We start from the raw sequence: 26,414 nt of genomic DNA, 5'->3' as shown, positions 1-26,414 counted from the left end.
TAACACACACTTGGCAGGTTAAAAAGGCTTCCTTAGAATTAATTTTTTCAAAAAGAGGGGGTAAAAGCGTGGACATTATTTACGGGAAAGAGCTACTATGTGCCATGGGTAGAATATCCGCACTGATTTTGATATCGGCCGTACTTTCCATTGTTTCCTTCGGTACATGGCAGCTGTTTCTGGGCAACTTCGAGGCTGCCTTCTCATCTTTACCCTTTTTGCTGGCAGTCTATTTTTTTGTCAAAGTTTCCCACAAGTGATGTTTCCCAGGTATGAAAAAGCCCGCTTCGCAGCGGGCTTTTCGCTTAAGCTCATTTATCCAGCAGATGCTTGCCGACCCAGTTCTTGGAGAACTGAAAGGCGGTCCGCCCACAGCGCTTGCTTTTGTCATGGGACCACTGGATCGCTTCCTCTTCGAGTTCCTTGGTCCAAGGGATCTGCATCTGGCGCTCCTTAGCATGTTTTTCCACACACATGCGCACTGCATGTAGATATCGCTCCTGGGTGAACACATGGAAGGGTATCCAGAGTCCGAAACGATCGGAGAGGGAAATCTTCTCTTCCATTGCCTCGCTCTGCTGTAACTCGCCGTTGACGAATTTGCCCCCTATTTTGTCCGAATCGTATTCCGGAATGAGGTGCCGTCGATTGGATGTTACGTAAATAAGCACATTTTCCGGTGAAGAATATACCGAACCGTCAAGGGCGCTTTTGAGCATTTTATAGCTAAGCTCGCCCACTTCGAAGGTGAGGTCGTCGCAGAGAAGGATGAAGCGGTAGGGCTCTTCACGAACCAGGGTGAAAATATCCGAGAGATAGACGAGATCTTCCTTTTCAACCTGAATGATGCGCAGCCCCTGTCCAGCGTACTCATTAAGCAGTGCCTTGACTATGGAGGATTTGCCGGTGCCTCGCGATCCCCAGAGCAGTGCGTTGTTGGCAGGCAGTCCCTTAAGGAACTGCCTGGTGTTGCTCACCAGAATTTCCTTCTGCTTTTCCACGCCCAGCAACTCTTCCAGCGTGGTGGTGTCGGTAACCCGTACCGGCTCCAGAAACCCTGAAAAGGAATGTCGGCGCCAGTTCGCAGCATAACAGGCTGACCAGTCTATGGGGGCAATTGCTCTCGGCAGCAGCATCTCGACTGAGCTAAGGACGCGCTCCAGTTGTGCTACAACTTCCGGTTTCAGGGTCATCATAGAATGTTCTCTCTTCCTTAGCTGGGCTGTTTTGCTTCTGTTGCGGCGGAACACTATGTCGCGCAACGACGAAGTTGTATACGTTAGAGGTATCAGCTGTCAAATTAAAAATGACCTGTCCCCTTTTTGACGGACCTGCATAAAAAAACCCCGCGGCTGTTGCCTGCGGGGCTTAAGTGTTTTTATTTGCTTTTTTCAAGCTGCGAAACTGTAAGAAAGTCGCGATGCGTTGCCGAGGAAGGAATCCTCCTGGGTATCCGTTATGATGTTGGCTACGTTGTGATTTATGGCATAAACAGAATCGCAGACGGTGCATTCCCGTATCCCTTCGTAGAAACTTTCCGACTGTAAATCTATGTCCACATGTTCATTGCTGCCACAGACCGGACAATTCATGATGTGATATCCTCTCTTTTTGTTTGGTTTTAATAAAACTATAAAGAGAAGCCATGGCAATTGCAAGAAATAAAACAAAAAAATCTGTTAAAAATTAAGGTGTTGTCTATAATGTCGTGTTATTTGAATCGCTATTGCTTTGGATGGGCTTTTTGTTTTATTTTTATTGTCACTGTAACTATTTGAAATAACAGGTTTTAACATTTCAAAAGGCGTTATATTAACTTGTCCTTGTTTTATTTAATGCTGGGGCTTCCACTAAAGATTGACAATCGGCTAAAGGAAAGTAAATAGAAACATACCGAGGAGATCAGCAATAGGAGGATCATATGTCATTGATCAAGACATGGTACACCCTCGAAGAGGCAGCAGCCAAGTTCGGCGTCGATGAAGGGCGAATATTGGAATGGGTCGCGGAAGGCGTAATCAGAACAGAGGAAAAAGGGGGGACGGTGCTCCGGGTCAACGGCGACGATCTTGATTTGAAGATCCAGGAGCTGACGGGTATTTGATGAAGGGGGGGACAGAAAAAGCTCTGTCCCCCCGCGCTATTATCAGAGGCCCAGCTGTTTAAAGAAGTCATTTCCCTTGTCATCCACCAGGATGAAGGCGGGGAAATTCTCCACTTCTATCTTCCATACCGCTTCCATGCCCAGTTCCGGGAAATCTATGCATTCTACCTTCTTGATATTTTCTTCGGCGAGAACTGCTGCCGGTCCACCGATGGAGCCAAGGTAAAATCCGCCGTATTTTTTACAAGCATCGGTAACCTGCTGGCTGCGGTTACCTTTGGCAATCATGATCATGGAGCCGCCGTGGGACTGGAGCAGATCCACGTATGAGTCCATGCGTCCGGCGGTGGTGGGACCGAAGGAGCCGGACGGCTTGCCTGCCGGGGTTTTTGCCGGGCCGGCATAATAAATGGGATGGTTTTTCAGATACTCCGGAAGTGGCTTGCCACTGTCCAGAATCTCCTTGAATTTGGCATGGGCGATATCCCTGCCGACGACGATAGTTCCGGAAAGAAGGAGCGGTGTCGAAACGGGGTGTTTGGAGAGTTCGGCGAGGACTTCTTTCATGGGCCTGTTAAGATCGATCTTGACGCCGTGTTCATGCTTGCCCCGGTACTGGTCGGGAATGAGCCGCCCCGGGTTCCGGTCCATCTCTTCCACAAAAAGGCCGTGCTTGGTGATCTTCGCCTTGATGTTGCGGTCAGCGGAGCAGGAAACAGCCATCCCTACGGGGCAGGAGGCGCCATGGCGCGGCAGGCGTATGACGCGCACGTCGTGGGCAAAGTATTTGCCGCCGAACTGGGCGCCTATTCCCAATTTATATGCCGCCTCAAGTAGCTTGTTTTCCAGCTCCACATCCCGGAATGCCTGTCCATGCTCATTGCCGCTGGTCGGGAGTCCGTCCAGTTCCTTGGCTGTAGCCAGTTTGACTGTTTTCATGCAGGCATCGGCAGAGGTGCCGCCGATGACGAAGGCGATGTGATAGGGAGGGCACGCGGCAGTTCCAAGGTATTTCATCTTTTCGATGAGGAATTTTTCCAGTTTATCAGGGGTGAGAAGCGCTTTCGTCTCCTGGTAAAGCATGGTCTTGTTTGCCGATCCACCCCCCTTGGCCATAAAGAGGAATTTGTAGTAATCGCCCTCAGTGGCCATGATGTCTATCTGGGCCGGCAGGTTGGTGCCGGTATTCACTTCCTTGTACATATCAAGGGCTACCGTCTGGGAATAGCGGAGGTTTTCCTCGGTATAGGTCTTGTACACCCCTTTGGAGAGATATTCCTCGTCTTTTACGCCGGTCCAGACCTGCTGTCCTTTTTTGGCAACAATGGTGGCGGTGCCGGTGTCCTGGCAGACAGGGAGCTCGAAGCTGGCGGCTATTTCCGCATTGCGCAGGAAGGCCATGGCCACACCCTTGTCGTTCATGGATGCCTCGGGATCGCGCAGGATCTTGGCAACCTGCTCGTTATGGGCCGGCCTCAGCAGGAAAGAGACATCTCTCATGGCTTCGTTGGCCAGTATGGTCAGTGCTTCGGGAGAAACCTTCACCACATCCTTGCCGGCGAACTGCTCAACCTGCACATACTTTTCAGAGCCTTCGATCTTGCGGTAAGTGGTTTCGTCCTTGGCGACGGGAAACGGGTCCTGATAGTGAAATTCTTTAGCTGCAGCCATCTATGTTTCTCCTTTCGAATGGGTTAAGGCAGGTGCAAAGCAAAACTGATCGCTGAACGCCATGCCACGGTAATACGAACGGTGAATTGTATACAGTATGCGAAAATATATTGGAAAATATTCAATTTGTCGAGAGGAAGTTTTGAAACGGGTAAAAACCTGTACATCAAGAACTGATCCGCCTCAGCTTAATTGCGCAAGGCCGGTTGACGGTCCTTCTGGAAGGAGTAAAATTAAACTCGGTTAATAATTAAAGGTATCCCGAGGAGCAGCCCGTGACCGAACCAGCCATCCTGACCCCCCAGCTCAACGGCACCCCCTTCTTCAAGCCGGGTTACATCAAGATGTCCAGGCTTCTTACCGGCATCAATTCAGTAAACCACTTTTTTCAAAAAAAAGGTTATGAATTTGTAAAGCTCGAATCCCATGCATTGATGGAAAAGAGCATTAGGCGTACGGGGCTCGATGATTTCGGCGGAGAGAATTTTCTCCATCCCCTTGGTGTTCTGCTCCGATCATTCGAGTCTGATGCCGATCTTAATTTATTCGGCCGCATCAGTGTCTATTCCGAGTTGATAAGGATGCTGAGCAACAGGCTTCTCATGGTAGCAGACAGGAAGCGTTATCCCGCCATCGACGATGAGCGCATCGTCCGCCCCCTGTTTATTACCGGTCTCCCCCGGAGCGGAACGACCTTCCTGCACGCTCTGCTGGCCCAGGACCCCAAATGCCGGGCGCCCCAGGTCTGGGAAGTCATGCATCCTTCACCACCTCCCGAGACTGTCTCCTATGCTTCCGATCCGCGCATTACAAAGACTGGTAAGGAATTGAAATGGCTGGACATTCTCATCCCTTACTTCAAGCGGGTTCATCTCATCCACGAATGCTATCCACAGGAATGCATCGCCATCACCAGTCATGCCTTCATGAGCTATGTCTTTGAATCCATGTACCACGTTTCGTCATACCGCATATGGCATGACAAACAGGACAAACGCCCGGTTTACGATTTCCACCGGTGGTTTTTACAACACTTGCAGTGGCGTGCTCCGGGAACCCACTGGGTACTCAAGGCACCCAGCCATCTGATGGCGCTGGAGTCGCTGCTTGACGTCTATCCAGACGCGGATATCGTCGTCACCCATCGTGATCCCCTCAAGGTTCTTCCTTCGTGCGCCAGCTTTACCCGGGTTCTGCGGGAGCCTTTTACCAATGGTCTGGACAACGGGAAAATAGGCATCGAAGTGAGCAGCCGCTGGGAAGGAAGCGCCTGGCACTCATTGCAGTTCCGTCAAAGCAGGCCCCATCTGCAGAAACACTTCTACGATGTAAATTTCACCGATTTGGAGAGGGATCCAATGTCCGTGGTCAAAGGTATCTATCGCCATTTTGGCAGGGATCTCGAAAACAGTGCCGAGTTGGCCATGAAAACCTTCATTGCCGGCAATCCAAAGGATAAGAACGGTGCCCACCACTATTCTCTGGAGGAGTTCGGTCTGGACCGGGAAACTGAAAAACGGCGCTTCCAGTTTTACATGGATCACTTTTCAATTCCCCCAGAGATGTGAACCAGGTCATACAACTTAAAATAAGGTGCATAGGCTCATTGCTGGTTAAGTCGGTGGGTTCCATGGGACGCCTCAATCTGATTCTGCTTCTCATAGCGGTCTTCTTCTTTTACGGGATGCTGAAGCAGGTGGGATGGGGATCCCTGGAACAGTATTTTCACCAGGTCGGTTACCCGGGAATCCTCCTGCTCGTGCCTTACGGAATAATGAATCTTTTGACTGCCGTAGCCTGGCGGCTGCTCTTGGTTGATTCAGTTGTAGCGGTACCGGTGGTGAGATTATTCTGGCTCAGGCTGGCGGGCGAGTCACTGAATCAACTGACGCCGACCGCTTCCTTGGGGGGGGAGCCGTTCAAGGCAATCAGGCTGAAAGACTCCGGTGTTCCATGGCAACAGGCCACTGCCTCGCTCATCATCCACAAAGGACTGATGGTGATGAGCCTCGCCCTCTACATAATCCTGAGCCTTGCACTGGTGCCGTTCGTCATGCCTGCCGGCGGAGTGAGACTGGGGCTGCTCCTCTCCTGCACGCTGCTATTGTCCGGGGCAGGGGTTGCTTTTGTCGTCTTGCAGCATCGAAACCCCTGCGTGCAGGTGATCAGAATGCTGGAACGGTGGGGTAAGTGCCCCGCTGTCCTCAAGGCGAAGGAGGCGGAGCTGGCAAGCCTGGACGCTGCAATGGCCGGGTTTTACAGACAGTATCCGCGCAAAGGTGCACTGGCATTCCTGCTTTTGTTCCTGAACTGGCTTCTGCAGGGAGGTGAGGTGTATCTCATCTTCCATCTGCTCGGCCAGCCGGTAACATGGCAGCTTGCATTGTGCCTGGACGCACTGGCCATGATATTCACTGCGCTCGGATTCATGATTCCGGTACAGCTTGGCGTTCAGGACGGGGGCAATGTATTGCTTGCCCTCGGCTTCAGACTCGGCGCTGCTGCGGGACTGGCTTTCAGTATCATGCGAAGAGTACGGGAGGCATTCTGGTTGCTCGTGGGGCTGGTGGTGATAACATGGAAACGATGAATCTTATTCTCTCCTCCAAGGGGCTTCTAGGAGGATGAAAAAATCCAGGGAGGTGGATTACCATGAAGAGACGACTCAAGCTGCTTGCCATCACCTGCATTCTGTTGCTTCCAGCACTGTCCTGGTCGGCTTCTATCAGACCGGGAGCTTATGTCTCAGGTTTCATCGGGGCTAGCGTTCCACGCAGCACTAATGTGGACAGCAGCCAGCTTGCCGCAGATGGGTCCTTTCTATCTGCCAGAGATGAGGTGGAATTTGATCCGGGAATCAATATTGGCGGCACCGGCGGCTATGATTTCGGATTTCTTCGCTTGGAAGGAGAGCTTTCATACAAACATTCAGAAATAAATACCATTACTGACCGGGCAGATGGTTTCAGATTTGGCAACCCTGACGGCAATATCGGTGTGTTTGCCATGATGGGCAATGCTTTCTTTGATCTGCACAACAAAGGCCCAGTCGCCCCTTACCTGGGGGGTGGGATTGGCTTTGCCAATCTGCACCTGAGCGATACATTCGGCACCGATATCACTTCCAATGGACCAGAACGCGTTTTTCTCTATCCCGAGGATGATGATACGGTCTTTGCCTATCAGGCCGGCGCCGGCGTAGGGATAGCGCTCAATCGCAGGCTTACCCTTGATATCGGTTACCGTTACTTCGGTACCTCCAGGGCCAGATTCAGCGATGGCCTGGACACAGCGGAATTCCGCTATGAAAGCCATAATGCTGCAGTGGGGGTGCGGGTGAAATTTTAATTGCCGGATCGATCGGAAATGCTGATCCATACGAGCGAGGTCGGGATGTCTGGCTATGTCAAACCCGAAGTGGTGATATTTCTGATTGTTGCTGTTTCCGGGATTTGCGGGGGCTGGATGGCGGCAAACAGGGGCCGGAACTTTATCGGCTGGTCTCTGCTTGCCGGATTGCTGCCGGTTTTTCTGCTGGTAATCTACTTTTCCCGGCCGCTGTGCCAGGTTGAGGGGAAATTCAGGTCATGCCCTAACTGCAAGGAATTTGTCAGGTGGCGGGCGGTGGTGTGTAAGAACTGTCGCCACGAATTACCGCCATTACAATAGTCATTCCGCATCCAGCTCCCACTGGTCCTCATTCAGGTCGTGGCGCAGCAGATAAACCCTGCTGTCGTCTGCTGCCACTTTAAAATAGTTCGCGTCAAGGCCATACCAGCGGTCCAGTATCTCCATGACGCGAAAAGTATGATCGCCAAGCGTAAATGAGCTGGGTCGTTCGTCGGCCTTGTACCCCGAATAGGTCTGAATCGTTACCGGTACCTGCATGGCTTCTCCCACCTGATTTTTTGTGCTGAATATCCTTCATCTCCATACATACGCCGGAATCCCTGTATTCAGTTAACCATAAAATCCGGGGAAGTGAACCCGTTCGTCGGCAAAGTTTTGCTTTACAAACTGCAGAACCATGCCGAAGAGTATGGCATTTCTCATCTACGGGGGGAGATCATGCAACTGGTAAAATGGGATGAGTCTTTGGCCTTGGGGGTCGAGCCTTTTGACGACCATCATCGGCACCTGGTGGGGCTCTTGAATGAGACTTACGACCTCTTAATTGCCGGAGAAAAACCATCATGCATGGAAGAGGTAATAGACGAACTTATCGATTATGCCACCTACCACTTTTCTGCCGAGGAACTGTGGATGGTGAAGCTGTGCTACCCAAAACGGGAAGAACACAAGAAACAGCATGAGGAATTTTCATCCCGGGTAGTGGCTTTCCAGCGGGAACTGATCCTGAATGGAGGCACCTCCACCGTGGAAGTGCTCGGTTTCCTCCAGAGATGGCTCGTGGAGCATATAAAAGGCAGTGATGGGGAGTACAGCCGGTTCATGCACTGCGGAGCGAACTGACCGGCCGGTAGTGGTTATTTTTCGCCGGTATAGACCGTGGCGATGCCCAGGGTCAGGTCGTAGTGCTGAGAATCCCTGAATCCCGCCTTGGACATCATGGATTTGAACTGATCCTGGGAAGGAAACTCAAGGACCGAGTCGGGCAGGTATTTGTAGGCGCTGAACTTGGAGAAGAGCCCGCCGATCACGGGGAGTACCTTGAGAAAGTAAAAGCGGTAAAGGTGTTCGAACAGTATGAAACGTGGTGTGGAAAACTCAAGTATGACCACTCGGCCTCCCGGCTTAAGGACTCGATGCATTTCTTTCAGACCCTGAAGGCGATCGACCACGTTTCTGATGCCGAAGGCAATGGTGATGGAGTCGAAGGTGCCATCGGCAAAGGGAATATCCTCGCAGGGGGCAACCTGTATGGTTATGCGCCCGGCATAGGGGGAGGCGGCCACTTTCTGCTTTCCCAGCTCGACCATTTCCTTGCTGAAATCGATACCGGCGATGGAGACGGACGAGGGGGTCCGGGCTGCTATTTCCAAAGCCACATCTCCGGTGCCGGTGGCGACATCCAGGACACGACCGTTTGGAGCATACTTGATTTTCTTTACTGCAAAGCGCCGCCAGCTTCGGTCGATGCCAAAACTGAGGACTCTGTTGAGAAAATCGTAGCGGGGGGCGATGGTGTCAAACATCTCCTGGATCTTTTCACCCTTTTCAGTAAGTCTGAACATTTTTCCTACCTTTTTGGCCGTATAAATGATATAAGTCCGGTGGTTTTGCTCCCATTGAGAGACAGAATCTTTAACACAAAGGTTGCACGCATACCAGAAAAAATGTTATGCGGCTGCACTGCCCCAGCCGTAGCATGGCGTCAGGTTCAATCCCTGCCGTACGAGGGTTACCGTTGTTTTCCTATTTCCGCCCCCAAGACATTGCCGATATCCTGATCATGAGCTTTCTTGTCTACCAGCTCTACAGCTGGTTCAAGAACACCCGGGCTCTGCAGGTGGTCATGGGCCTTGGATTCCTGGGGCTTCTCTACGTGATAACCAAAAACCTTGGGCTGTTCATGACCAGCTGGATTCTCCAGGAACTGGGGACCGTCCTCTTCATCCTGCTTATCGTCATATTTCAATCGGAAATACGTCAGGCTCTGTATCGCTTCAGCCTTCTTAGGAACCTCTTCGGCCGCCAGGATAGTCCTTCCCAGCTTGACCTCATGGACATTGCAAGCACCATTTTTGCTCTGGCCCAGGAGAAGACAGGCGCGCTGATCGTCTTTCAGCGCAGGGAGAGCCTGGATGACTATCTTTTGCATGGTATCCAGCTGGACAGCCTTCCAAGCAACCAGCTTTTGAACAGCATCTTCAAGGATGGCGCACCGCTCCACGATGGTGCCGTCATCATTCGGGACGGGCGCATCGCCCAGGCTTCCTGCCATCTTCCCCTTTCCTCCAGCACCGAGATTCCCCAGTATTTCGGTACCAGGCATCGCGCAGGTGTGGGTCTGACCGAGCGTTCTGATGCAGCTGTTGTCATTGTCTCGGAAGAGCGAGGAACAGTATTTCTTGCACTGGCCGGGGAACTGTCCCGCATCCATTCGCCTGAAGAGTTGTATGATACCCTTAATGCACTTCTCTCGCCCCCTGTCCAGGAGGTGAGCACCATGACGCTACGTCGCACCGTCTTTGGAAACATGGGACCCAAACTGGCCATTGTGCTTTTCGTCCTTGCGTGCTGGTTGTTGATTACGTCCCGCCAGGGAGCAATCCTTACTGTCAACGCGCCGGTCAAGTTCCACAGCCTTCCCAAAGAGCTGTCCCTGATCAAGACCACGCCCGAAGAGGTCGAGGTCCAGCTGAAGGTTTTTTCCAATCTCATTCCATCTCCAAAGGAGATGGACATCATTGCTGATGTGGATCTGTCGCGGATAAAAGAGGGGGTTAACAATATCGCGATCCGCAGCGAAGAGATCAAGCTTCCACCGGGCGTCATCATTGCCGGCGTCAGCCGCTCCACCATCAGGGTTGTTGCCGATCGGAAGGTTGTTCGCCATATGACGGTGAAAGCCGGGACAGTTTCGAGGCTGCCGGGTAAATTGCGCTTGCGTGCCGCAAGGGTGGAACCCCCGACCGTTGTTGTGGAAGGGCCTGCCCATGTGATAAATCAGTTCGATCAGGTGCAGACCGAAGAGATCGATTTGTCGACAATACGGCAGAACTCGGTGGTTGAGAGAAGGGTGCTTTCACCATCTCCCCAGTTGCGGGTATTGCGGGATGAGCCTGTTACTGTACGTCTTTTAACAGGTGGCTGAGCTTCCGGGGTTGACAAGATCAAAAAATTGTTATATAAAAAGGCTGTTTTTTATGTGATTCTAAAACAAAAAAGGGGGGCAGATGACTAATAACATTAGGTTTATATTAATCTGTGTCATTATTCTTACTTTTCCTTCTTTTGTCTTTGCAGCAAAAACTCACCGGGTAAAAAAGAACGAAACTCTCTTCACCCTTGCCAAGAAATACCACGTCACCGTCCAAGATATTAAGTCAACCAACAATCTAGTCAGCAATCATATTAAACCGAAACAGCTGCTCGTTATTCCACCCCGCTCCGTAGAGGCCTCCTCTGCAGATGGTGGTGAAAGCAAATCAAAGGTTGCCACCTATAAGGTGAAAAAGACCGAAACCCTTTCCCGCATAGCCCAAAAAACAGGCGTTTCCGTTAATGATCTCAAGCGCCTCAACAATTTGAGCAGAAGCAAGGTAAAACCTGGTACGGTCCTGGTTCTTCGTGAGCGGGAAGTTGCAGATGAGGCGCCGGTGCAGCATGTGGCGAAAAAACTCCAGTTGCGCCACAGCGATCTGTTCAATGAAAAGGATTACGAGCAGAGCCTGGCCGAACTGGCCGAACTCGACCCTGACCAGAAGGTTGACTTGAAAAAAAGCGCCGAATTGAAGGTGGACAATATTCAGGAATTGAAGAAGTCTGCCTATGGTTTCCTTGGTACCCGGTACCGCTTCGGCGGAAGCTCCAGGAGTGGCATCGACTGCTCCAGTTTCGTGCAGCAGGTATTCCGCGAACTGGAAGTCTCTCTTCCCAGAACGGCCCGCGAACAGTTCGGCATGGGGGCCGAGGTTGCCCCAGGCGATCTGCAGAAAGGCGATCTCATTTTCTTCCGCACCTATGCATCCTATCCCTCTCACGTTGGCATCTATCTGGGCAACAACAAGATGATTCATGCCTCGTCACGGGATCGCCGGGTCGTCGTGTCCCCCATCAACACCTACTATTACCGGTCCCGCTTCATAGGCGCCAAGAGAATAGTGGAGATCAACCCCGACATTTTCAAATTTGACGATCTTCTTTTGGGCGTAGAAGAGGAAACCATTGATGACGTCACGGTCAACGACTCCCTGGGGCTGACCCAGGCTAAATAAAAATTTCACCTTCAAATAATTACACAAAAGATCCGGCTTTTAGCTGGATCTTTTTTTATGCAATGCTGTCAATGGAGATTCCTTGACCCAGATCCTTCTTGCCTATAAATCGAATCTTGCCGGGGCAAATGATCCCTATACATCTCTTTTGCCGGTAGGGCTCGGCTACCTCCATGCCGTGCTGAAGGTGCGGGGATACGATGCCACAATTGCCAATTTTTCCCGGCTCAGCTGGAAGGAGACGGAGGCGACCGTCACGCGGCTGCGCCCAAAAGTGCTGGGTATTTCACAATTTACCCACAACCGGTTCGAAGCATTAAAGTTGGCAGCCCTGGCTAAGAAGCTCGATTCCGGTACCTTCGTCGTCTTCGGCGGTCCCCATGCCACCCATCAGTCCCGAGAACTTCTGGAGCGACATCAGGATGTGGATGCAGTCGTTCTGGGGGAGGGTGAGGAGACCTTTTGCGAGTTGGTGACAACCCTCGAGGGAGAGGTCAGGGACCTTTCGGAAGTAAGGGGAATTGCCTTCCGCTCTGCCCAAGGCATTATCGAGACCGCGGCAAGGCCCCCCATTGCCGACCTTGATTCTCTTCCCTTTCCGGCAGCTCAAATGGATAGAGCCTGCGTGGGCGTAGACTTGCACCGACAACTGGAATTCCTCATTACCTCGCGGGGCTGTCCGGCAGCCTGCCTTTTCTGTTCTTCACCCTTGTTCTGGGGTAAGTCCCTGCGTCTGCGGTCGCCACGGAATATGGTTGATGAAATAAAGCTGATCCGGGACCGGTTCGGGCTCATCTATTTTTCCATTCGCGATGATACCTTTACCGCCGACAGGAAACGGGTTCTGGAGTTTTGCCGCATCATCCGCCAGGAAAAGGTCTATATTCTCTGGAACTGTCAATCCAGGGTCACTGCCGTGGACGGGGAGATGCTCCTTGAGATGAAACGGGCAGGGTGCGAGTGTATCCAGTTCGGAGTTGAATCCGGATCCCCCCGGATACTGAAAGCTCTCGGCAAGGGTATTGGTACCGATCAGGTTAAAAAAGCCGCTGCCTTGGTGAGGAAAGCAGGGATGAATCTGTCCATTTACCTGATTACCGGGGTAAGCGGCGAGACCGATGGGGACACGTATGCCACCATCGGGTTGGTTGAGGCCATTCAAGCCCACGATGGCCAGGTATCCCCGCTGGCCTACTATCCCGGCACCGAGATCTTCAACAAAGGTGTCGCTGATGGCTCTATTGCCGGGGACAGTTTTGAGAGAGACAAACAGGAAGCCCTATACGTACGAAAAGACAAGTTTGTCGAAGCTTCCACCCGAAGGTTGCTGCAAGCTGTTGTCCGGACCGGCAAGAAGGCCTCGTACGGTGCTGAACACTTTCGCTCCCACAAGAAAGTGCTCGGCTATTGCCATGGAACGAACATCATGGCCGGGGAAATGTACGAAGAGCGAGGCCAGTGGCACCTGGCAGAGAGAGAATACCGCGAGATAACCGAGAAAGAGCCGGAAAATCCATGGGGCTGGCTGCTTCTTGGTGGGCTATACGGCGGACGGGGCTTGGTGGATGAAGCCTGCATGGCCTACAGAAGGGTAATGACCATTGTACCGGCGCATGCTCCGGCCTTTTCGGACCTGGGAGAGCTGATGATGCTGACGGGAAGAGGTGGGGAGGCGCTCAAATACTTCCGAAAGGCGCTTGAGCTCGATCCGTACGATGCCAAGGCCAGGGAGGCACTCCGGCAAAAATGAAAAATAAAGGCGAAACCTTTGCAGGTTTCGCCCGTGTTTCAACAGGATTTACTTGCTTACTATTCTCAGACCGGGAGCAAAGATGATTTTGTCGAAAGTGCGCTTGAGGGTCTTGCTCTGGAAATTGACCATCGGTGGGGAATCGGGGAATTCAACGACGTCACCGACCTTCACTTTAGTCTGCATAACGGCAACCCACAGTTTCTGGCCGTTCTCGTCTACCTGAACGTAGGTGTAGCCGGCGGAGTCCATGGTCTCAAGCACTTTGCCTTTGTGTCCTGCGCCAGCAGGAATCTCTTGGGGTTTCAGGCCGGCATGGGGATCGCCGCCCGGTGTACCAGCCGGTGCCTGCTGTGTGGGGGCTCCACCTTGGGGTGCTTGGCCTTGTGGGGCCTCTTCTTTTTTCTTGCAGCCGGTTACTGCAAGTGCAGCGATTGCCAGCATGACTACCAATGTCTTCTTCACCGTAATCCTCCTGTTGGGATGTTATAAAACGGGAGCTAAAATAACATACCTTCGATTTCTTTTACAATAAAAAATTACAGGTAGCTCACTTGATTTTTGCTTCTTCGATGATCTCACTTGCCTATGATGACCTCACCGGTGTTTGTAAACAGTTTTGCCGGAAGTTCGAACATCCTTCTGAATATGTCGAATACTCCCTTGGCCAGGTATTTTACCGGTATAGCGGAGACCCTGGGATCGTCTATTTTCCCCTTTGCCTCAAAATATGCCGTAACCAGCGTTTTGTCTTTGCCGGTCAATATCCAGCCGACTATGGGTATGTGGCTTACCACCTTGTCGACGGTCTGAAGGGGCTGGACGCCTATGGTGGCGTCAATTTCTTCCTTTGACAGGTCCAGTTTTCCGACGCAGGAAATGTTCATGGCATCGCTATCGAGGAAGAGGTCGTTGGTGGAGACGATACCATCACGAATAGCCAGCGTCCCGGCAATGCTGTTATATGGCATGCCCCCTGAAACCATGTCTGGCAATTGCAATTTGAGCAGCTGCGATACGTTGAGAATGGAGAATATCTTGGAAAGAGTTGCGAATCGCCGAAGCGACCCTTCTTCACTGTAAATCTTTACCGATCCCAAGGCGGTTTTCTTCATGTCTGCGCCGGTACTTCCTTTTGCGGAAAGGTCACCCTGAAGGCTGAGTGTGCCAGTGATCTCCTGCTTTTTCATACCGATGGCGCGGGTGACCTTATCCGCGGAAACCTTGTCAATGTTGAAATTTACCTGGTAGTGCGGTATGTCGTTTGATCCCGTATCGAATCGTCCCTTAGCGGAGATAGTACCATCAAAGGCTGCGAATTCCAGGTGCTGCAGATAGAATATCTTGTCTTCGATCAGTGCGTCTGTTTTAAGGCTCTTGAAGGGAAACTCGCCATATTTACCCGATGCTGCTCTGATCGCGGCTTTCACTCTGACCCCAGTCGGTTTGCCCTTGCCGGTCGGCTGCAATTTGGTCAGCACCAGCAGATCCTCCAAATCCAGATGGGGTGAGGCGATGGCCACATCTATTTCCGGATTGTCCATGTCCCTGACGGCTCCCCTGATGGAAAGGTGAGAGTTTCTGATCTGGGCGGAAAGCTCCTTGATCTGAAGATTTCTGTTCTGCAGGGAGATGGAACCGTGCACCTTTTCCGCCACCACCTGGCCTGCGGTGGGGAGGACATACCCGATATCTGCCAGATTCAGTGCAGGGGATGAGAAGGCAAGGCTCAGGGTCGGATTTTTGAAACCGGTCAGGGATCCTTTGCCGGAAATGATCGAACTGCCCATTTTTACAGATAATTGGGAAGTTTCCAGCTCGTCTCCTTTGAAATGAATGGTGCCGGTCATGTTGCTCAGCATCTTTACCGGACCGGGGGGCTTTAAGGCAAATCCGGAGAACTGGATATCCCCTCCCCAGCGAAAACTGGCGAAGTCGTCGGCCGAACCCTTGCCGGTCACCGTTGCCTTGAGCTTGCCCGTGGGACTGTACTGCCTTATGAAGGGGAGCATCGGCACCACGTCTCCGGCCGAGACAGTCTTGATCTGAAGCCCCAGGTTCAGGTTGTCAGCTCCGGTATAGCGATAGCCTGCGCTGGCGGCCAGATGCAAAGGACCCAGGTCGTAGGAGAGGAATGATAGTATCGCCTCCTCCTTGTTGAGGCTTCCCTTGAAGGAAAGCCTGCTGGTTTGCCTGGCGGGTTTGTTCAGGTAATCCCGATAGGCATAGATTGCATTATTGAGATTCCAACTGCCGGACAAATTGTAGCCGCTGGTGAATCCATTGCCGGCGAGGTTCAATTCCGAATTTCCAGCGAAGGTCAGATACTGGCCGCGGCGCTGACCAAGAAGCCAGGTCGCTTCAGGTTGACGGGGGAGGATTTTCATGGTGAAGGGGTATGAGGAGGGGGTCGTCAGCGGATAGTCGGCGATTTTCCCGTCCAGGGTAAAGGGGGAAGTGCCGAAGTTGCCTGACATGCGGATAAGGTTGAAGTCCTTGCCATGCATCTCCAGATCCCCCTTGATAGTGTTGAAGGTGGGAACCTGGGAGCCGAAGGAGACCAGGCCCTTTTCCACCGTTCCCTTGATGAAAAGGACGTTATAGTTCTGCCCCAGTTCCATGTGCAGGATCTGGCTTACTCTCCCGTTCAGCCGTCCTTCGTCAAGCTTGTAGGTGCCTCCCTTGATGTGTTTTTCGATGAAATCGGCGGTGTCGGTGACTATGATGCCATAGGGAATGTAGCCGGCGAACTCTTCCAGCCTGAAGGTGGAGGTAACCGCTTCGGCGACGATGCGGGGGTCCTGGCTATGCAGGTCCAGGATCGAGCACTTCCCCTTGGCATTGAGCCGGTCTACGGTCAGGTCGAGTGATTTGACGGCGATGTCGCGATCGGTAAGCTCCATGGCGTAACGGACATGGACATTCTTGGGGGTCAGGACGGAATGGAATACCTGGGGATAGTCGAAGCGAACCCCGGAAGCCCGAATCTCTCCTTTGGATGTGAAGGCCCCCAGTTTCCCCTTGAAACTCAATTCCGAATCGAATCGACCGAGAATTTTTTTAAAAGGAACATGGGCCATGTAATAGGGCCAGTAATGGGATACATCGAAATTTTTCGTCTTGATATCCAGATCGGCCGTCGATTCGATCAGCGGCTTGCCGGCAGAGGCAATCTTTATGGCACCGGAGACGGAGACCTTGCTGGGAGGGCCTCCGGCAACGGTTGCGGCCAGTTTGACCCGGCACTTCTTCCCCCTGGACAGGTGGCTGAGATGGAGATCGAGATCCGCCAGCCTGGTGGTCAAGCCTGCCCGATCGACCAGATGGTCGGTGAAGTTGATGCTGCCGCCGACCATCTTTATTTCCTTCAGGTGTACCGACACCGGGGAATCGGTCTGTTTCAGGAGATCGTCGAAGTTAAAGGCCCCCTTGTCGTCTCTGCTCACGTTTATCTTCGGATTGGAAAGAATAATCTCGTTGAGGGCGATTTTCTTCTCCAGTAAGGGGAGTAGTCCGACCTTGAAGGTGATTTTTTCGGCGCTGATGAAGTCCCTGGTTCCGTCCTTTTCTTTGATCGTGACGTTGCTGAAGGTAAAAGAAGGACCGAACCGAAAGGCGAACCGACCTTCCTCGTAGGAAACCTGCCGTTTCAGCAACCTTTGGCTTTCGGCGATGATCTGCTCCTTATAGGTATCCAGATGGAGCAGTTTGTCCAGGAGGAAGGAGAGTCCCCCCCCTGCCAGAAAGAGCAGCAGCAGGAAGAGAAAGAAGATGAAGCAGCGTTTTTTTGTCGTCATTATGTAAGCCTGTTTCGGACAGCGTGTGAGATGTCGGGACCGTTGCCCGATCCGACGTTACAGCCCCCGTCATGGTAATGCAAGTTTGCTCATCACCTTGATTGAACAGTTCCGGCGTCCGCCTAAACCCAGGCGCCGCTGACAGGGAGCTCGATGGTGAAGACGGTACCCTTGGGCTGGTTGTCCCTGGTTCTAATAAAGCCGTGGTGATCGGAGATAATAGTATTGACTATGGCAAGCCCCAGTCCCGTTCCCGCTTTTTTGGTTGAAAAATAAGGTTCGAAGAGCCGGGAGCGGTCCTCGGGAAGGATACCGTGGCCGGTGTCAGCCACAGTGAAGGTAACCATTTTCAACTCCCGATTGTAGATGCTTTCGATGGAAATGCTACCATCACCATCGATGGCGGCTACTGCATTATCGAGCAGATTGATCAGCACCCGCTTGATCTGGTCCCGGTCCAACTGGATCAAAGGAACCGTTTCGTCGGTGCGGAGGGAAAAGGCAATGTTGCGGTGTGCCTCCTGGTAGAGGGTTATCGCCTCGTGGAGGATCTCATTCAAGTTGTTGGGCGATGGTTGTGCCGCCGGCATGCGGGCAAAATTGGAGAATTCATCCACCAGCGTCTTCAGCTCGTCAACGGATTTGATGATCATGCCGGTGCACTCGTCGAAGATCTTTTCTTCCCCTTCGAACCGGGCAAGATATCGCTTTCGCAGTCTTTGGGCGGAGAGCTTGATGGGAGTCAGGGGGTTTTTTATCTCGTGGGCGATGCGCCGCGCCACCTCCCGCCAGGCGGCCATGCGCTGGGCCTTGATCAGTTGTGTCATATCGTCGAAGACGACGACTGTGCCGACGAATTCGTCATTTTCGTCCTTGAGCACCGTCAGGTTGACGAGGAGGGTGAGTTTGGTATCCCGTATGGGTATGGTTACCTGCTTGTTGACCGTATCCTGCTGAGAGACGATCAGGTCGCGCAACATGCCCTTGACCATGTCCAGGTGGGCCGGCTGCAGGACCTCGCGGAAACTCTTGCCCGTTACCTTCTGGGTATTGATATTGAGGAGCCGCTCGGCCGACTTGTTGACCGTTGTCAGCACCCCCTGTTTATCCACGGAGATTACCCCGGCATTGACGTTTTTCAGCACGATTTCCATGTAACGCCGGCGCTGTTCCAGCTCAAAGTTGCTGCGGCTCAATTCCTCATTGGTGTTTTTCAAGGCGAGCTGATTGTTACGCAGATCCTGGGTCATCTTGTTGAATGAAGCGATCAGCATGCCGATTTCATCATTACCTTTCTCACCCAGATGCACGTCCAGGTTCCCCTCGGCCACCTGCCTGGTTGCTTCGGCCAGCTCCTGGATGGGAATGGTGAGACTTTTGGCTAGGTAGACACCGAACCAGACCGCCAGGAAGATGATCACCATGGTGATGAGAAACAGTGTGAGGATGTAGCCGGTGGTAATGGGGTTTTTCAGAATCTTCAATTGCCTGAACTCGTGGTAAGACGTGGAAATTTCCTTCATCTTACTTACCAGTGAGTAGGGGACATAGTAGTTCACGACAACAACGCCTACCACCTCTGCCTCGTTCCAGTTGGAATGAACGGGAACAATGCCCCGGATAAGGTCTGCCTTGCCTACGGAGTTAACCTTGGTCACCTGCTTGCCTTGCAGGGCGATTTTAATGTCTTCAGAAGAGGGGTTGGTGAATTCTCCGAGAGGAAGCTTCGGGTTCGCAGCTCTGACCAGCTCTTCTTTCTGAGATGAATATACCTCCACGACCCCCAGATTGTATTCCTTCTGCTTCTGTCTGATGACCGCCTTGAGCAGCGGCAGGTTTTCCTCGTTGAGGAGCTTCTGCTCCTTTATGATGGCGCTGATCTGTTCGCCGTAGTAGAGGGCATTCGTCGCCGAGGTCTTGTAGTAGGTCTGGGCAACCTCCATGGATTCGTCCAGGGAGGTCTCCACCTGTTTGTTGAACCAGTTCTGGATACTGTTGGTGATGAATCCTGCCGAGACGAAGAAGAGCAGCATGGTCGGCACCAGCGAAAGGCCGACAAAGGCGAGAACCAGCTTGGTGCGGAGCTTGGCCCCCAAGGCGTTGCGGCGATGCTCGATCATGAGCTTTGCCACGTTGCGGAAGACCATGAAGATGAGCAGGATGATGAGGAGAATGATGATGTTGATGATGCCGAAGATGACGATGTTGTTGCCCATGGGCACGTCGGAACTGAGCTTGGAGAGATGGATTTCCGTAACGGTGAGAAAAATGATGAGCAGGAGCGAAAAGGCGACGATGAATCCCTCGCGTTTTCTCTTGCGCAGCTCAGCTTTCGGCAGCCCCTTTTCCGTACTTGTTCCCACTTTTGATCCTTTTCCCGTAGTCATGCCTGCCCACTGTATATGAAAGCCGGCTATATTTCAACCCGCCGAGCCGGTAAAAAAACAGAAAAAGCAGCCGGATGGGCTGCTTTTTGGGATAAATCTAGTCGATAAATGCCTCAGCAGGCTTCAAGCCATCCCAACTCTGGTATGCCGAGCGCCACAGGCAGAATATTCTCTCTCTTTCTGTCTTCCGCCACCGTCCAGCAATCGGGCCGGGAAAGGAGTTCGGAGATCAGCTGCCGATTCAGCTCATGGCCCGATTTGCTTGCCTTCACATGACCGATAATCGGCATGCCGGCAAGGGCCAGATCCCCCACGCAGTCAAGAATCTTGTGCCGCACGAACTCATCGGCGAAGCGCAATCCTTCTCCATTGATGACACCCGTGTCATCAATGCCCACCGCATTGGCCAGGGAGGCACCGAGGGCAAGGCCGCGGGACTGGAGTGCCTCCATGTCGGCGACAAAGCCGAAGGTTCTGGCGGGGCAGAAATCGTCGGCAAAACATTCCGGGTCGAACCTCATGGTTCTGAACTGGCGCGTCACGGCCGGATGGTTGAAGCGGAGGTCAAAGGAAATGCGGAAATGGCGGGATGGGATGATGGTTATTCGTTTGTCCCCATCCCTGATGGTTACCGGCTTTCTCACCACAAGGTACCGGCGTTGTCTGGACTGGACCAGGATGCCTGCCTTTTTGATCGCTTCCACAAAAGGGGCAGCGCTGCCGTCCATGATGGGGACTTCGGGGCCGTTTATGTCCACGTTGATATTGTCAATGCCGCAGCTGAAGAGGGCCGCCATCAGGTGTTCGATGGTCGCGACGCCGGCGCCGTTCCTGCCGATGGTAGTGGACAGCCGGGTGCTGACGACGTTTGCAGCAGTGGCTTCAATGGTTATGGGCCGAAGAAGATCGGTGCGGTGAAAGACAATGCCGTTGCCCGGTTCTGCAGGGCGAAGGGTAACACGGGTTTCCTTTCCCGAGTGGAGTCCGATGCCGGTGAAGGTAATTTTGTTTCTCACAGTCTGCTGAAGAGCCATGGCTAACTCCTTTGCTAAAAATAATCAGTATGCTTATTATTTAGCAAATTGCGGGCCATGAAATCAATAATCTTAAAAGGCCTGTGATTTACAATTGTTATGCTGTCATAAACAAAAAATAACCGTCGTCCAGGAGGTGGGAAGGTGTTGCAAAAAAGATTGTGCTGTTGCAAAAATGCAACAACTGCGCTTATCTAGAGGCGGCCGGAGCGGATGATGGCGATTACCCACCAGAAGCCGATCAGCCCGGCAATGGTATAGCCGAGGAAGGCAAAGGCGGGAAATTCGAAGATGAGAGGACCCTTGTTGGTTTGCATGACGATGGATGAACCGATGATGAGGGCGGCGATGATCAGGCTGAAAGAGAGGCGGTTGATGGATTTGTCCAGTTCCCTGCTGAACCGGTCCAGACCCCGGTGTTCCAGGTCGATCTTGAATTTGTTGTGGTTGAGGCGGTGGAGTATTTCCCGTAGATCCCGCGGCAGGTTTCGGGCAAGGTTCAGGTAGGACATGAACATGGTGCGCATGTCCCTGGCAAAGGTGCCGGGGGTGATCTTTTCCTTGATTGCCTGCTCCATGAAAGGCCGCAAGTGCTCGATCATGTCGAAATCGGGGTCCAGTTCCCGTCCCATGCCTTCGATGATCACCAGGGACTTTGCCAGGAGCATCAGGTCGGGTTGCAGCTTGATATGGAAGGTGGTGACGATGTCGATAAATTCCACCAGCATCCGTCCCACTTCGATCTCCTGGAGCGGAATCTCGTAGTAACTGTCGATGAATTCCGACAGGTCCCTTTTCAGTGCCCGTCGGTTGAGGTTCTCGCCGATCTCACCAGAATAGGCCAGGAGCGAGATAAGTTCATCCACATCCCGGTTTAGGATGGTGAGGATGATGTCGGTGAGGTACCGTTTCAGCTGGTGGTCCAGGCGTCCCACGATGCCGTAGTCAAGCAGACAGATGACATTGTCCGGCAGTATCAGTACATTGCCCGGATGGGGATCGCCGTGGAAAAAGCCATGGTCGAGGACCATTTTCAGGAAGGCGTCGGCACCCCGTCTGGCAATGAGTTTCCTGTCAAGTCCCGTCCGCTCGAGCGCTGCAAGATCATTGACCTTTATTCCATTAATGTACTCAATGGTGAGGATACTTTTGCCGGTGTGAGGCCAGAAGACCTTGGGAAAATAGAGGGTTCGATCTCCATGGAAATTGTCGCGGATCTTCTCAATGGTGTGCCCTTCGCGGGAGAAGTCCATTTCCCTGCGGATGGTGCGGGCGAATTCCTTCACCAGACCGACCGGGTCGTAGATCTCGCTGCCGGGCATGTGGCGTTCCATGACCTGGGCAATGCCCATGAGTACGTCGATATCCGTCTCCACAAGGGCTTCGATTCCCGGCCGGCGCACCTTGACTGCCACATCTTCTCCTGTTCTCAGCCTTGCCCGGTGGACCTGGGCGATGGATGCCGCGGCGAGGGGAATGGGGTCGATCTGGTAGAAGATGTCTTCCACCGGCTTTCCTAACTCCTCGGCTATCTGTGTTTCGGCTTCCTCGAAAGGAAAGGAGGGAACGTCGTCCTGAAGTTTGGAGAATTCTTCCACGAAGCTGCGGGGAATAACGTCGGGGCGGGTAGACAGAAGCTGGCCCAGCTTGATGAAGGTCGGACCGAGTTCTTCAAAGGCAAGCCTCATGCGTTCTGCCGGTGAATACTGGGCAATGGTCGAGGCTTTTCGCCGCAGCACCTTGCGGCTCATGGCAGCCAGATGGGAGAGGTTGAAATACTCCAGCAGGTGTTCCAGTCCATACTTGACCAGAACCTTCACGATCTGCCGATAACGTCGGATGCTGCGGATATTGCGGCTTAACTGGATAAGGTTCAGCATTCAGGACCTAGATCTTCGTCGCTTACCATGTTTTCCAGGGCCTGCACCCGTTTCTGCAAACGGTCGAACTCCTCCCGGGGGACCAGGCCGATGCGCTCGATGGCCTTGCGTACTTCGTTTTCTGCAATTTCGTTGATCCGTTCCCGGCTGTCCTTGGCCATGGCCTGAATCTTGTCAAGGAGGGCCTTTCCTTCATCCTCGCTCAGCTTGTACTTTTCCTTCAATTCCGTCAACAGCTCCTCAGCCTTTTTCTGTGTCATGGAAACAGCGCCGAGTCCCGTCAACACAGCTTTTTCAAGAAGTTCAAACATGTGACCTCCTCCATAGCGGGATTTTTACTGTTAAAAAGTAACAGAAGAAGGGAAGATATCAAGAGGCGAAGGAATTTCCGCGCTATTATCTCCGGAAAAGCCAGAGAATAAGAGAAAGGAGCACAGAAATGATGATGCTGGTGGCCAGGGGAAAATAGAAAGTAAAGTTCTCCCGCTTGATGTGGATATCTCCCGGCAGTCGCCCCAACCAGGGAAGCTTGTCGGCAAAGGTAACGACAACGCCGATGGCGGCGATGATCAAACCCATATAGATGAGGGCTTTGCCGATACCGTTCATGCCTGCTCCTTGTCTGAAACCGGGTGGGGATGGTACCGGTCTTTTTCGCTGTAGATGCAGCCGCAATACTGCTGGCGATAGAGTCCCATTTTCTTGGAGATGTCGATCCCCTCTTTCCAGCCCCGGCGGTAATCGCTGTAGTGGAAGGGAATGCCGTACCGCTCCCCTATTTTTTCTCCCAGCTCCTTGATTTCCTCATGCTTCTGATACCTGCTGTACAGGAGCGAGGAGGAATAGGCATCGAACCCCCTTTCGGCTGCAACAGCTGCTGCGGCAGCAAGGCGGGAACCGTAGCAGTAGATGCAGCGGTCGGCAGGGCGGGGGGCAACGGAGGCAAGGAAATCTTCAAGGAGATAGTCATCACGGTAGATGACGTCCAGATCGATCATTTCCGCGTACTGCCTGACCGTTTCCAGCCGTCTTCGATACTCCTGATAGGGATGGATATTGTGATTGAAGAAATAGCCGGTCACCTCCATGCCGTTGGAGCGCATTTCCTTGATGGGATAGATGGCGCATGGAGCGCAGCAGATGTGGAATAGTATTTTCATGGGTGCCTACGGTAGCGTCTCCCTTGAAAGAAAGCAATTCAAATTTACCATAATCGGGACTTCAGATATCGAGAACCACGCATGCCTTCCAGCCATGCTCAGTCTCTTCCAGTGAGAAGCGATGCAGGGTCACTGCCTTCACATCCACGAGCAGGCGGTGTCGGGCCGGGTCGATCCGCTCGCCCCGGGCGGTGATCTTTGCACGGTACATTTCCTTGTCATGGCTGAATGCAATCGACTGGATGCGCAGCAGCAGACGCTTTGCATCCTTGAGGAAAACCAGTTCGTTCAGCACGTCAAAGAGCAGCAGATCCAATTCTGCATTGTGCGTTTCGAAGGTGGTGGTTTCCTCAGGTGCTATGCCGGTAACATCTGCGGTCATAGTGTTGAGCAACGCATCGGCGGCAGCGGTGAATACCTCTTCCAGCGTCGATCCTGTCGCTTCGAAAGCGGTATCCGCGGTGGCGATCTCTTCCAGATAGCGATATGGCATGTCCCTATCCCTTGATATTGCCGATGGGGACCAGCCGGGCCACCCGTTTGCTCAGCCCGGCCAGTTCCGTGGCTTCAACCACTTCATCGATGTCCTTATAGGCAGCGCCCGCCTCTTCCGCCAGCCCTCCCCATGAGTCGGTCCGCACGTAAATGCCCCGCTCTTCCATATCCCGCTGGAGTTTCTGCCCCCTGCCCAGCTTTTTTGCCTGATGGCGGCTCATTGTGCGGCCGCTGCCATGGGCGGTTGAATAGAAGGTTTCTGCACCGGTCTCCATGCCGGCAAGGAGATATGACCCCGTCTCCATGCTGCCCCCGATGATGACCGGCTGCCCAGTCTCCCGGTAGCAGGCGGGGAGTCCCTCCATCCCAGGGCCGAAGGCGCGGGTGGAACCCTTCCGGTGGAGCAGGACCTCCTTTTTCTTGCCGTGCACCATGTGCCGTTCGATCTTGGCGGTATTGTGGGCCACGTCGTAGACCATCTTCATTCCCAGCTCTTCGGGGCTTTTGTGGAAGATGGACGAAAAAACCTCGCGTATCCGGTGCAGGATCACCTGACGGTTGGCGAAGGCCATATTGACGGCACATTTCATGGCGGCAAAGTAGTCCTGCCCCTCGGGCGAATTGAACGGTGCGCACGAAAGCTCCCGATCCAGCTTTTTCAACCCGTATTTCCGCTCCATGACGCTCAGGAAGAGCTGCAGGTAATCGGTGGCCACCTGATGGCCGAAGCCCCGGCTGCCGCAGTGAAACATGATGACGATCTGGTTGGGGATAGTCAGGCCGAAGGCGCGGCCCAGCCGTTCATCGACGATATTTTCCGGCCGCACCACCTGGATTTCGCAGTAGTGATTGCCGGAGCCCAGGGTGCCGATCTGGTCGTAGCCCCGTTCCACGGCTTTGTTACTGACTTTCGCTGCATCCGCACCGGAGAAACAGCCACCCTCCTCGGTCATCTCCAGATCCTCGGGCCAGGCGTAGCCGTTTCTAAGGCACCAGAGGGAGCCCTGTTCCAGGATATCACCGAATTCGCTCTGGGAGCAGCGTACGAAGCCTGTGCAGCCGACGCCTGTGGGAATCCGGTAGAAAAGTGCATCCACCAGACGGTGGATGTGCGGCTGGACCTCTTCCAGGGTCAGATTGGTCAGGACCAGACGCATGCCACAGTTGATGTCGAAGCCGATTCCACCCGGCGAGATAACCCCATGCTGTGGATCCATGGCGGCAACGCCGCCGATGGGAAAGCCGTAGCCCCAGTGACCGTCCGGCATGCAGTAAGCGTGATTGATGATGCCGGGCAGGCAGGCCACATTGGTCACTTGGTCAAAGACGCCGGCATCCATGACCCGCACCAGTTTCTCCGTGGCGATGATTCGAGCCGGCACTAGCATCCCCGGCTTGTACGAGACAGGCAGTTCCCAAATGGTGTCCGATACCTTTTTCAGGGAAGGGGGCAGAGCCATCTCTTCCTCCTTTGTATAAATACTACCACAAAACGAAAAGGGGGGCTGCTACCGGCCTAGCGCTTCTTTTGCCTGCCGCAGGCTGATTTTCTTTTTGGTGGCCAGGGCGTGGCGGTGGATCTGTTGGAGTGCATTGAGCAGGGTGGGAATGTCTCGCTGGAGATGGACAAGGAGGTAGGCGGTAACCTCTTCGGGTACCACGATCTGTCGGTCTTCGGCCAGTTTTTGCAGGATCATGCGCAGGGAGTCGTCCCCTGAGATGTCCAGCTTCGATACCAGGCCCCACAACAGGCGCGAGGTCAGGTGCCCGTCCAGGTTGGGAAGCTCCTTGGGCGGGCAAAGGCCGCTGATGGCTATTTTTTTGCCAGCGGAATAAAAGTCGTTGAAGAGTTGCCAGACCTCCACACGGACGTTGTCGTTGTCCGGGATGAGGTGAATGTCGTCCATAAGGAGGGCCGGAGAATCCTTGAACTGCTCGGCAAGCTTGGAAAGTTCCTCGGCAGGATAGTTACCTCGGTAAATCTTGTCGATGTCCTTGAAGGAGAGGGAGGGAAGGGCGTCAAGCCCGTTCTGGGCGCCGATGCTTCTGGCAATGGCGGTGAGGAGATGGGTCTTGCCCGCCCCCCTGGCGCCGTACAGGTAGAGCAGATTCTCCGTGCCGTCTCCTTCCGCCAGCTGCCGGGCAAAATGGTAGGCGGTTTTGTTGCCGGCGCAGACGACGAAGTTGTCGAAACCATATTTCGAGTTGACGGGAAAGTCGAAGATAAGCTGCATG

At 53.2% G+C, this 26,414-nt stretch carries 24 protein-coding genes; 8 read left to right on the top strand and 16 right to left on the bottom strand.

All coding sequences use genetic code 11. From position 1 onward, the window contains the following. Positions 1–311 precede the first annotated feature (311 nt). Positions 312–1,196, bottom strand: a complete 885-nt coding sequence (locus tag ML541_RS11340; RefSeq protein WP_243373021.1) for an ATP-binding protein — start codon at positions 1,194–1,196, stop codon at positions 312–314. A 195-nt stretch (positions 1,197–1,391) separates the two neighbouring features. Next, a complete protein-coding gene (locus tag ML541_RS11335) occupies positions 1,392–1,592 on the bottom strand; it encodes a hypothetical protein (RefSeq protein ID WP_243373020.1) in 201 nt (66 codons plus the stop codon). A gap of 329 nt (positions 1,593–1,921) precedes the next feature. On the opposite strand from ML541_RS11335, the gene ML541_RS11330 reads away from it, so the two are divergent. Beyond that, the gene (locus tag ML541_RS11330) at positions 1,922–2,104 is read left to right on the top strand and encodes a helix-turn-helix domain-containing protein (RefSeq protein WP_243373019.1); all 183 of its coding nucleotides are present in this window, start codon (positions 1,922–1,924) and stop codon (positions 2,102–2,104) included. A gap of 42 nt (positions 2,105–2,146) precedes the next feature. Here ML541_RS11330 and ML541_RS11325 read toward each other — a convergent pair whose 3' ends face one another. Beyond that, positions 2,147–3,775 (bottom strand): fumarate hydratase, encoded by a 1,629-nt coding sequence (locus ML541_RS11325; RefSeq protein WP_243373018.1) that lies wholly within the window; start codon positions 3,773–3,775, stop codon positions 2,147–2,149. A 275-nt stretch (positions 3,776–4,050) separates the two neighbouring features. Here ML541_RS11325 and ML541_RS11320 point away from each other — a divergent pair, with 275 nt between their 5' ends. From ML541_RS11320 to ML541_RS11310, 3 genes are all read left to right on the top strand, one after another. Further along, on the top strand, positions 4,051–5,343 hold the full coding sequence (locus ML541_RS11320) for a sulfotransferase (RefSeq protein ID WP_243373017.1): 1,293 nt from the start codon (positions 4,051–4,053) through the stop codon (positions 5,341–5,343). Positions 5,344–5,405: 62 nt separating this feature from the next. Next, positions 5,406–6,365, top strand: a complete 960-nt coding sequence (locus ML541_RS11315; protein WP_243373016.1) for a lysylphosphatidylglycerol synthase transmembrane domain-containing protein — start codon at positions 5,406–5,408, stop codon at positions 6,363–6,365. A 62-nt stretch (positions 6,366–6,427) separates the two neighbouring features. Then, a complete protein-coding gene (locus ML541_RS11310; RefSeq protein ID WP_243373015.1) occupies positions 6,428–7,123 on the top strand; it encodes an outer membrane beta-barrel protein in 696 nt (231 codons plus the stop codon). Between the two features lie 321 nt (positions 7,124–7,444). Here ML541_RS11310 and ML541_RS11305 read toward each other — a convergent pair whose 3' ends face one another. After that, entirely contained in the window at positions 7,445–7,663 is a 219-nt protein-coding gene (locus ML541_RS11305; RefSeq protein ID WP_243373014.1) for a hypothetical protein, read from the bottom strand. Positions 7,664–7,843: 180 nt separating this feature from the next. On the opposite strand from ML541_RS11305, the gene ML541_RS11300 reads away from it, so the two are divergent. Continuing rightward, positions 7,844–8,248 carry a bacteriohemerythrin gene (locus ML541_RS11300; protein WP_243373013.1) on the top strand — a complete coding sequence of 135 codons (405 nt, stop codon included), beginning with the start codon at positions 7,844–7,846 and terminating at the stop codon, positions 8,246–8,248. A gap of 14 nt (positions 8,249–8,262) precedes the next feature. Here ML541_RS11300 and ubiE read toward each other — a convergent pair whose 3' ends face one another. Beyond that, on the bottom strand, positions 8,263–8,970 hold the full coding sequence (ubiE, locus tag ML541_RS11295) for a bifunctional demethylmenaquinone methyltransferase/2-methoxy-6-polyprenyl-1,4-benzoquinol methylase UbiE (RefSeq protein ID WP_243373012.1): 708 nt from the start codon (positions 8,968–8,970) through the stop codon (positions 8,263–8,265). 173 nt (positions 8,971–9,143) lie between these two features. On the opposite strand from ubiE, the gene cdaA reads away from it, so the two are divergent. The 3 genes from cdaA (at position 9,144) to ML541_RS11280 (ending at position 13,426) form a co-directional block, all read left to right on the top strand. Next, complete coding sequence (gene cdaA, locus ML541_RS11290; protein WP_243373011.1) at positions 9,144–10,553, top strand: diadenylate cyclase CdaA; 1,410 nt, start codon at positions 9,144–9,146, stop codon at positions 10,551–10,553. Between the two features lie 82 nt (positions 10,554–10,635). Beyond that, positions 10,636–11,676, top strand: a complete 1,041-nt coding sequence (locus ML541_RS11285) for a C40 family peptidase (protein ID WP_243373010.1) — start codon at positions 10,636–10,638, stop codon at positions 11,674–11,676. An 82-nt stretch (positions 11,677–11,758) separates the two neighbouring features. Then, entirely contained in the window at positions 11,759–13,426 is a 1,668-nt protein-coding gene (locus ML541_RS11280; protein WP_243373009.1) for a radical SAM protein, read from the top strand. A 48-nt stretch (positions 13,427–13,474) separates the two neighbouring features. On the opposite strand, the gene ML541_RS11275 is transcribed toward ML541_RS11280, so the two are convergent. From ML541_RS11275 to ML541_RS11225, 11 genes are all read right to left on the bottom strand, one after another. Next, positions 13,475–13,891 carry a hypothetical protein gene (locus ML541_RS11275; protein ID WP_243373008.1) on the bottom strand — a complete coding sequence of 139 codons (417 nt, stop codon included), beginning with the start codon at positions 13,889–13,891 and terminating at the stop codon, positions 13,475–13,477. 113 nt (positions 13,892–14,004) lie between these two features. Further along, a complete protein-coding gene (locus ML541_RS11270) occupies positions 14,005–17,223 on the bottom strand; it encodes an AsmA-like C-terminal domain-containing protein (RefSeq protein ID WP_243373007.1) in 3,219 nt (1,072 codons plus the stop codon). Between the two features lie 122 nt (positions 17,224–17,345). Continuing rightward, positions 17,346–19,610, bottom strand: coding sequence for an ATP-binding protein (locus tag ML541_RS11265; protein ID WP_243373006.1), 2,265 nt, complete (start codon positions 19,608–19,610; stop codon positions 17,346–17,348). Positions 19,611–19,723: 113 nt separating this feature from the next. Continuing rightward, the gene (gene lpxC / locus ML541_RS11260) at positions 19,724–20,644 is read right to left on the bottom strand and encodes a UDP-3-O-acyl-N-acetylglucosamine deacetylase (RefSeq protein ID WP_243373005.1); all 921 of its coding nucleotides are present in this window, start codon (positions 20,642–20,644) and stop codon (positions 19,724–19,726) included. Between the two features lie 194 nt (positions 20,645–20,838). Next, on the bottom strand, positions 20,839–22,524 hold the full coding sequence (ubiB, locus tag ML541_RS11255; protein WP_243373003.1) for a 2-polyprenylphenol 6-hydroxylase: 1,686 nt from the start codon (positions 22,522–22,524) through the stop codon (positions 20,839–20,841). Then, positions 22,518–22,835, bottom strand: coding sequence for a phasin family protein (locus tag ML541_RS11250; RefSeq protein WP_243373001.1), 318 nt, complete (start codon positions 22,833–22,835; stop codon positions 22,518–22,520). The genes ubiB and ML541_RS11250 overlap by 7 nt, the downstream gene beginning before the upstream one ends. Positions 22,836–22,920: 85 nt before the next feature. After that, positions 22,921–23,133 (bottom strand): DUF2905 domain-containing protein, encoded by a 213-nt coding sequence (locus tag ML541_RS11245; RefSeq protein WP_243372999.1) that lies wholly within the window; start codon positions 23,131–23,133, stop codon positions 22,921–22,923. Then, the gene (locus ML541_RS11240; RefSeq protein ID WP_243372997.1) at positions 23,130–23,684 is read right to left on the bottom strand and encodes an epoxyqueuosine reductase QueH; all 555 of its coding nucleotides are present in this window, start codon (positions 23,682–23,684) and stop codon (positions 23,130–23,132) included. The genes ML541_RS11245 and ML541_RS11240 overlap by 4 nt, the downstream gene beginning before the upstream one ends. 61 nt (positions 23,685–23,745) lie before the next feature. Further along, positions 23,746–24,177: an archease gene (locus ML541_RS11235; protein ID WP_243372995.1), complete on the bottom strand. Its 432-nt coding sequence runs from the start codon at positions 24,175–24,177 to the stop codon at positions 23,746–23,748. Positions 24,178–24,181: 4 nt separating this feature from the next. Continuing rightward, entirely contained in the window at positions 24,182–25,639 is a 1,458-nt protein-coding gene (locus ML541_RS11230) for an RtcB family protein (protein WP_243372993.1), read from the bottom strand. 48 nt (positions 25,640–25,687) lie between these two features. Then, a complete protein-coding gene (locus tag ML541_RS11225; RefSeq protein ID WP_243372991.1) occupies positions 25,688–26,413 on the bottom strand; it encodes a DnaA/Hda family protein in 726 nt (241 codons plus the stop codon). Between the last annotated feature and the right edge of the window lies 1 nt (position 26,414).

Origin of the sequence: Geotalea sp. SG265 (genome assembly GCF_022808985.1) — a bacterium.
Taxonomy (GTDB): domain Bacteria; phylum Desulfobacterota; class Desulfuromonadia; order Geobacterales; family Geobacteraceae; genus Geotalea.
The sequence above is the reverse complement of the archived record's forward strand: the minus strand, read 5'-3'. Positions and strand labels throughout refer to the sequence as shown.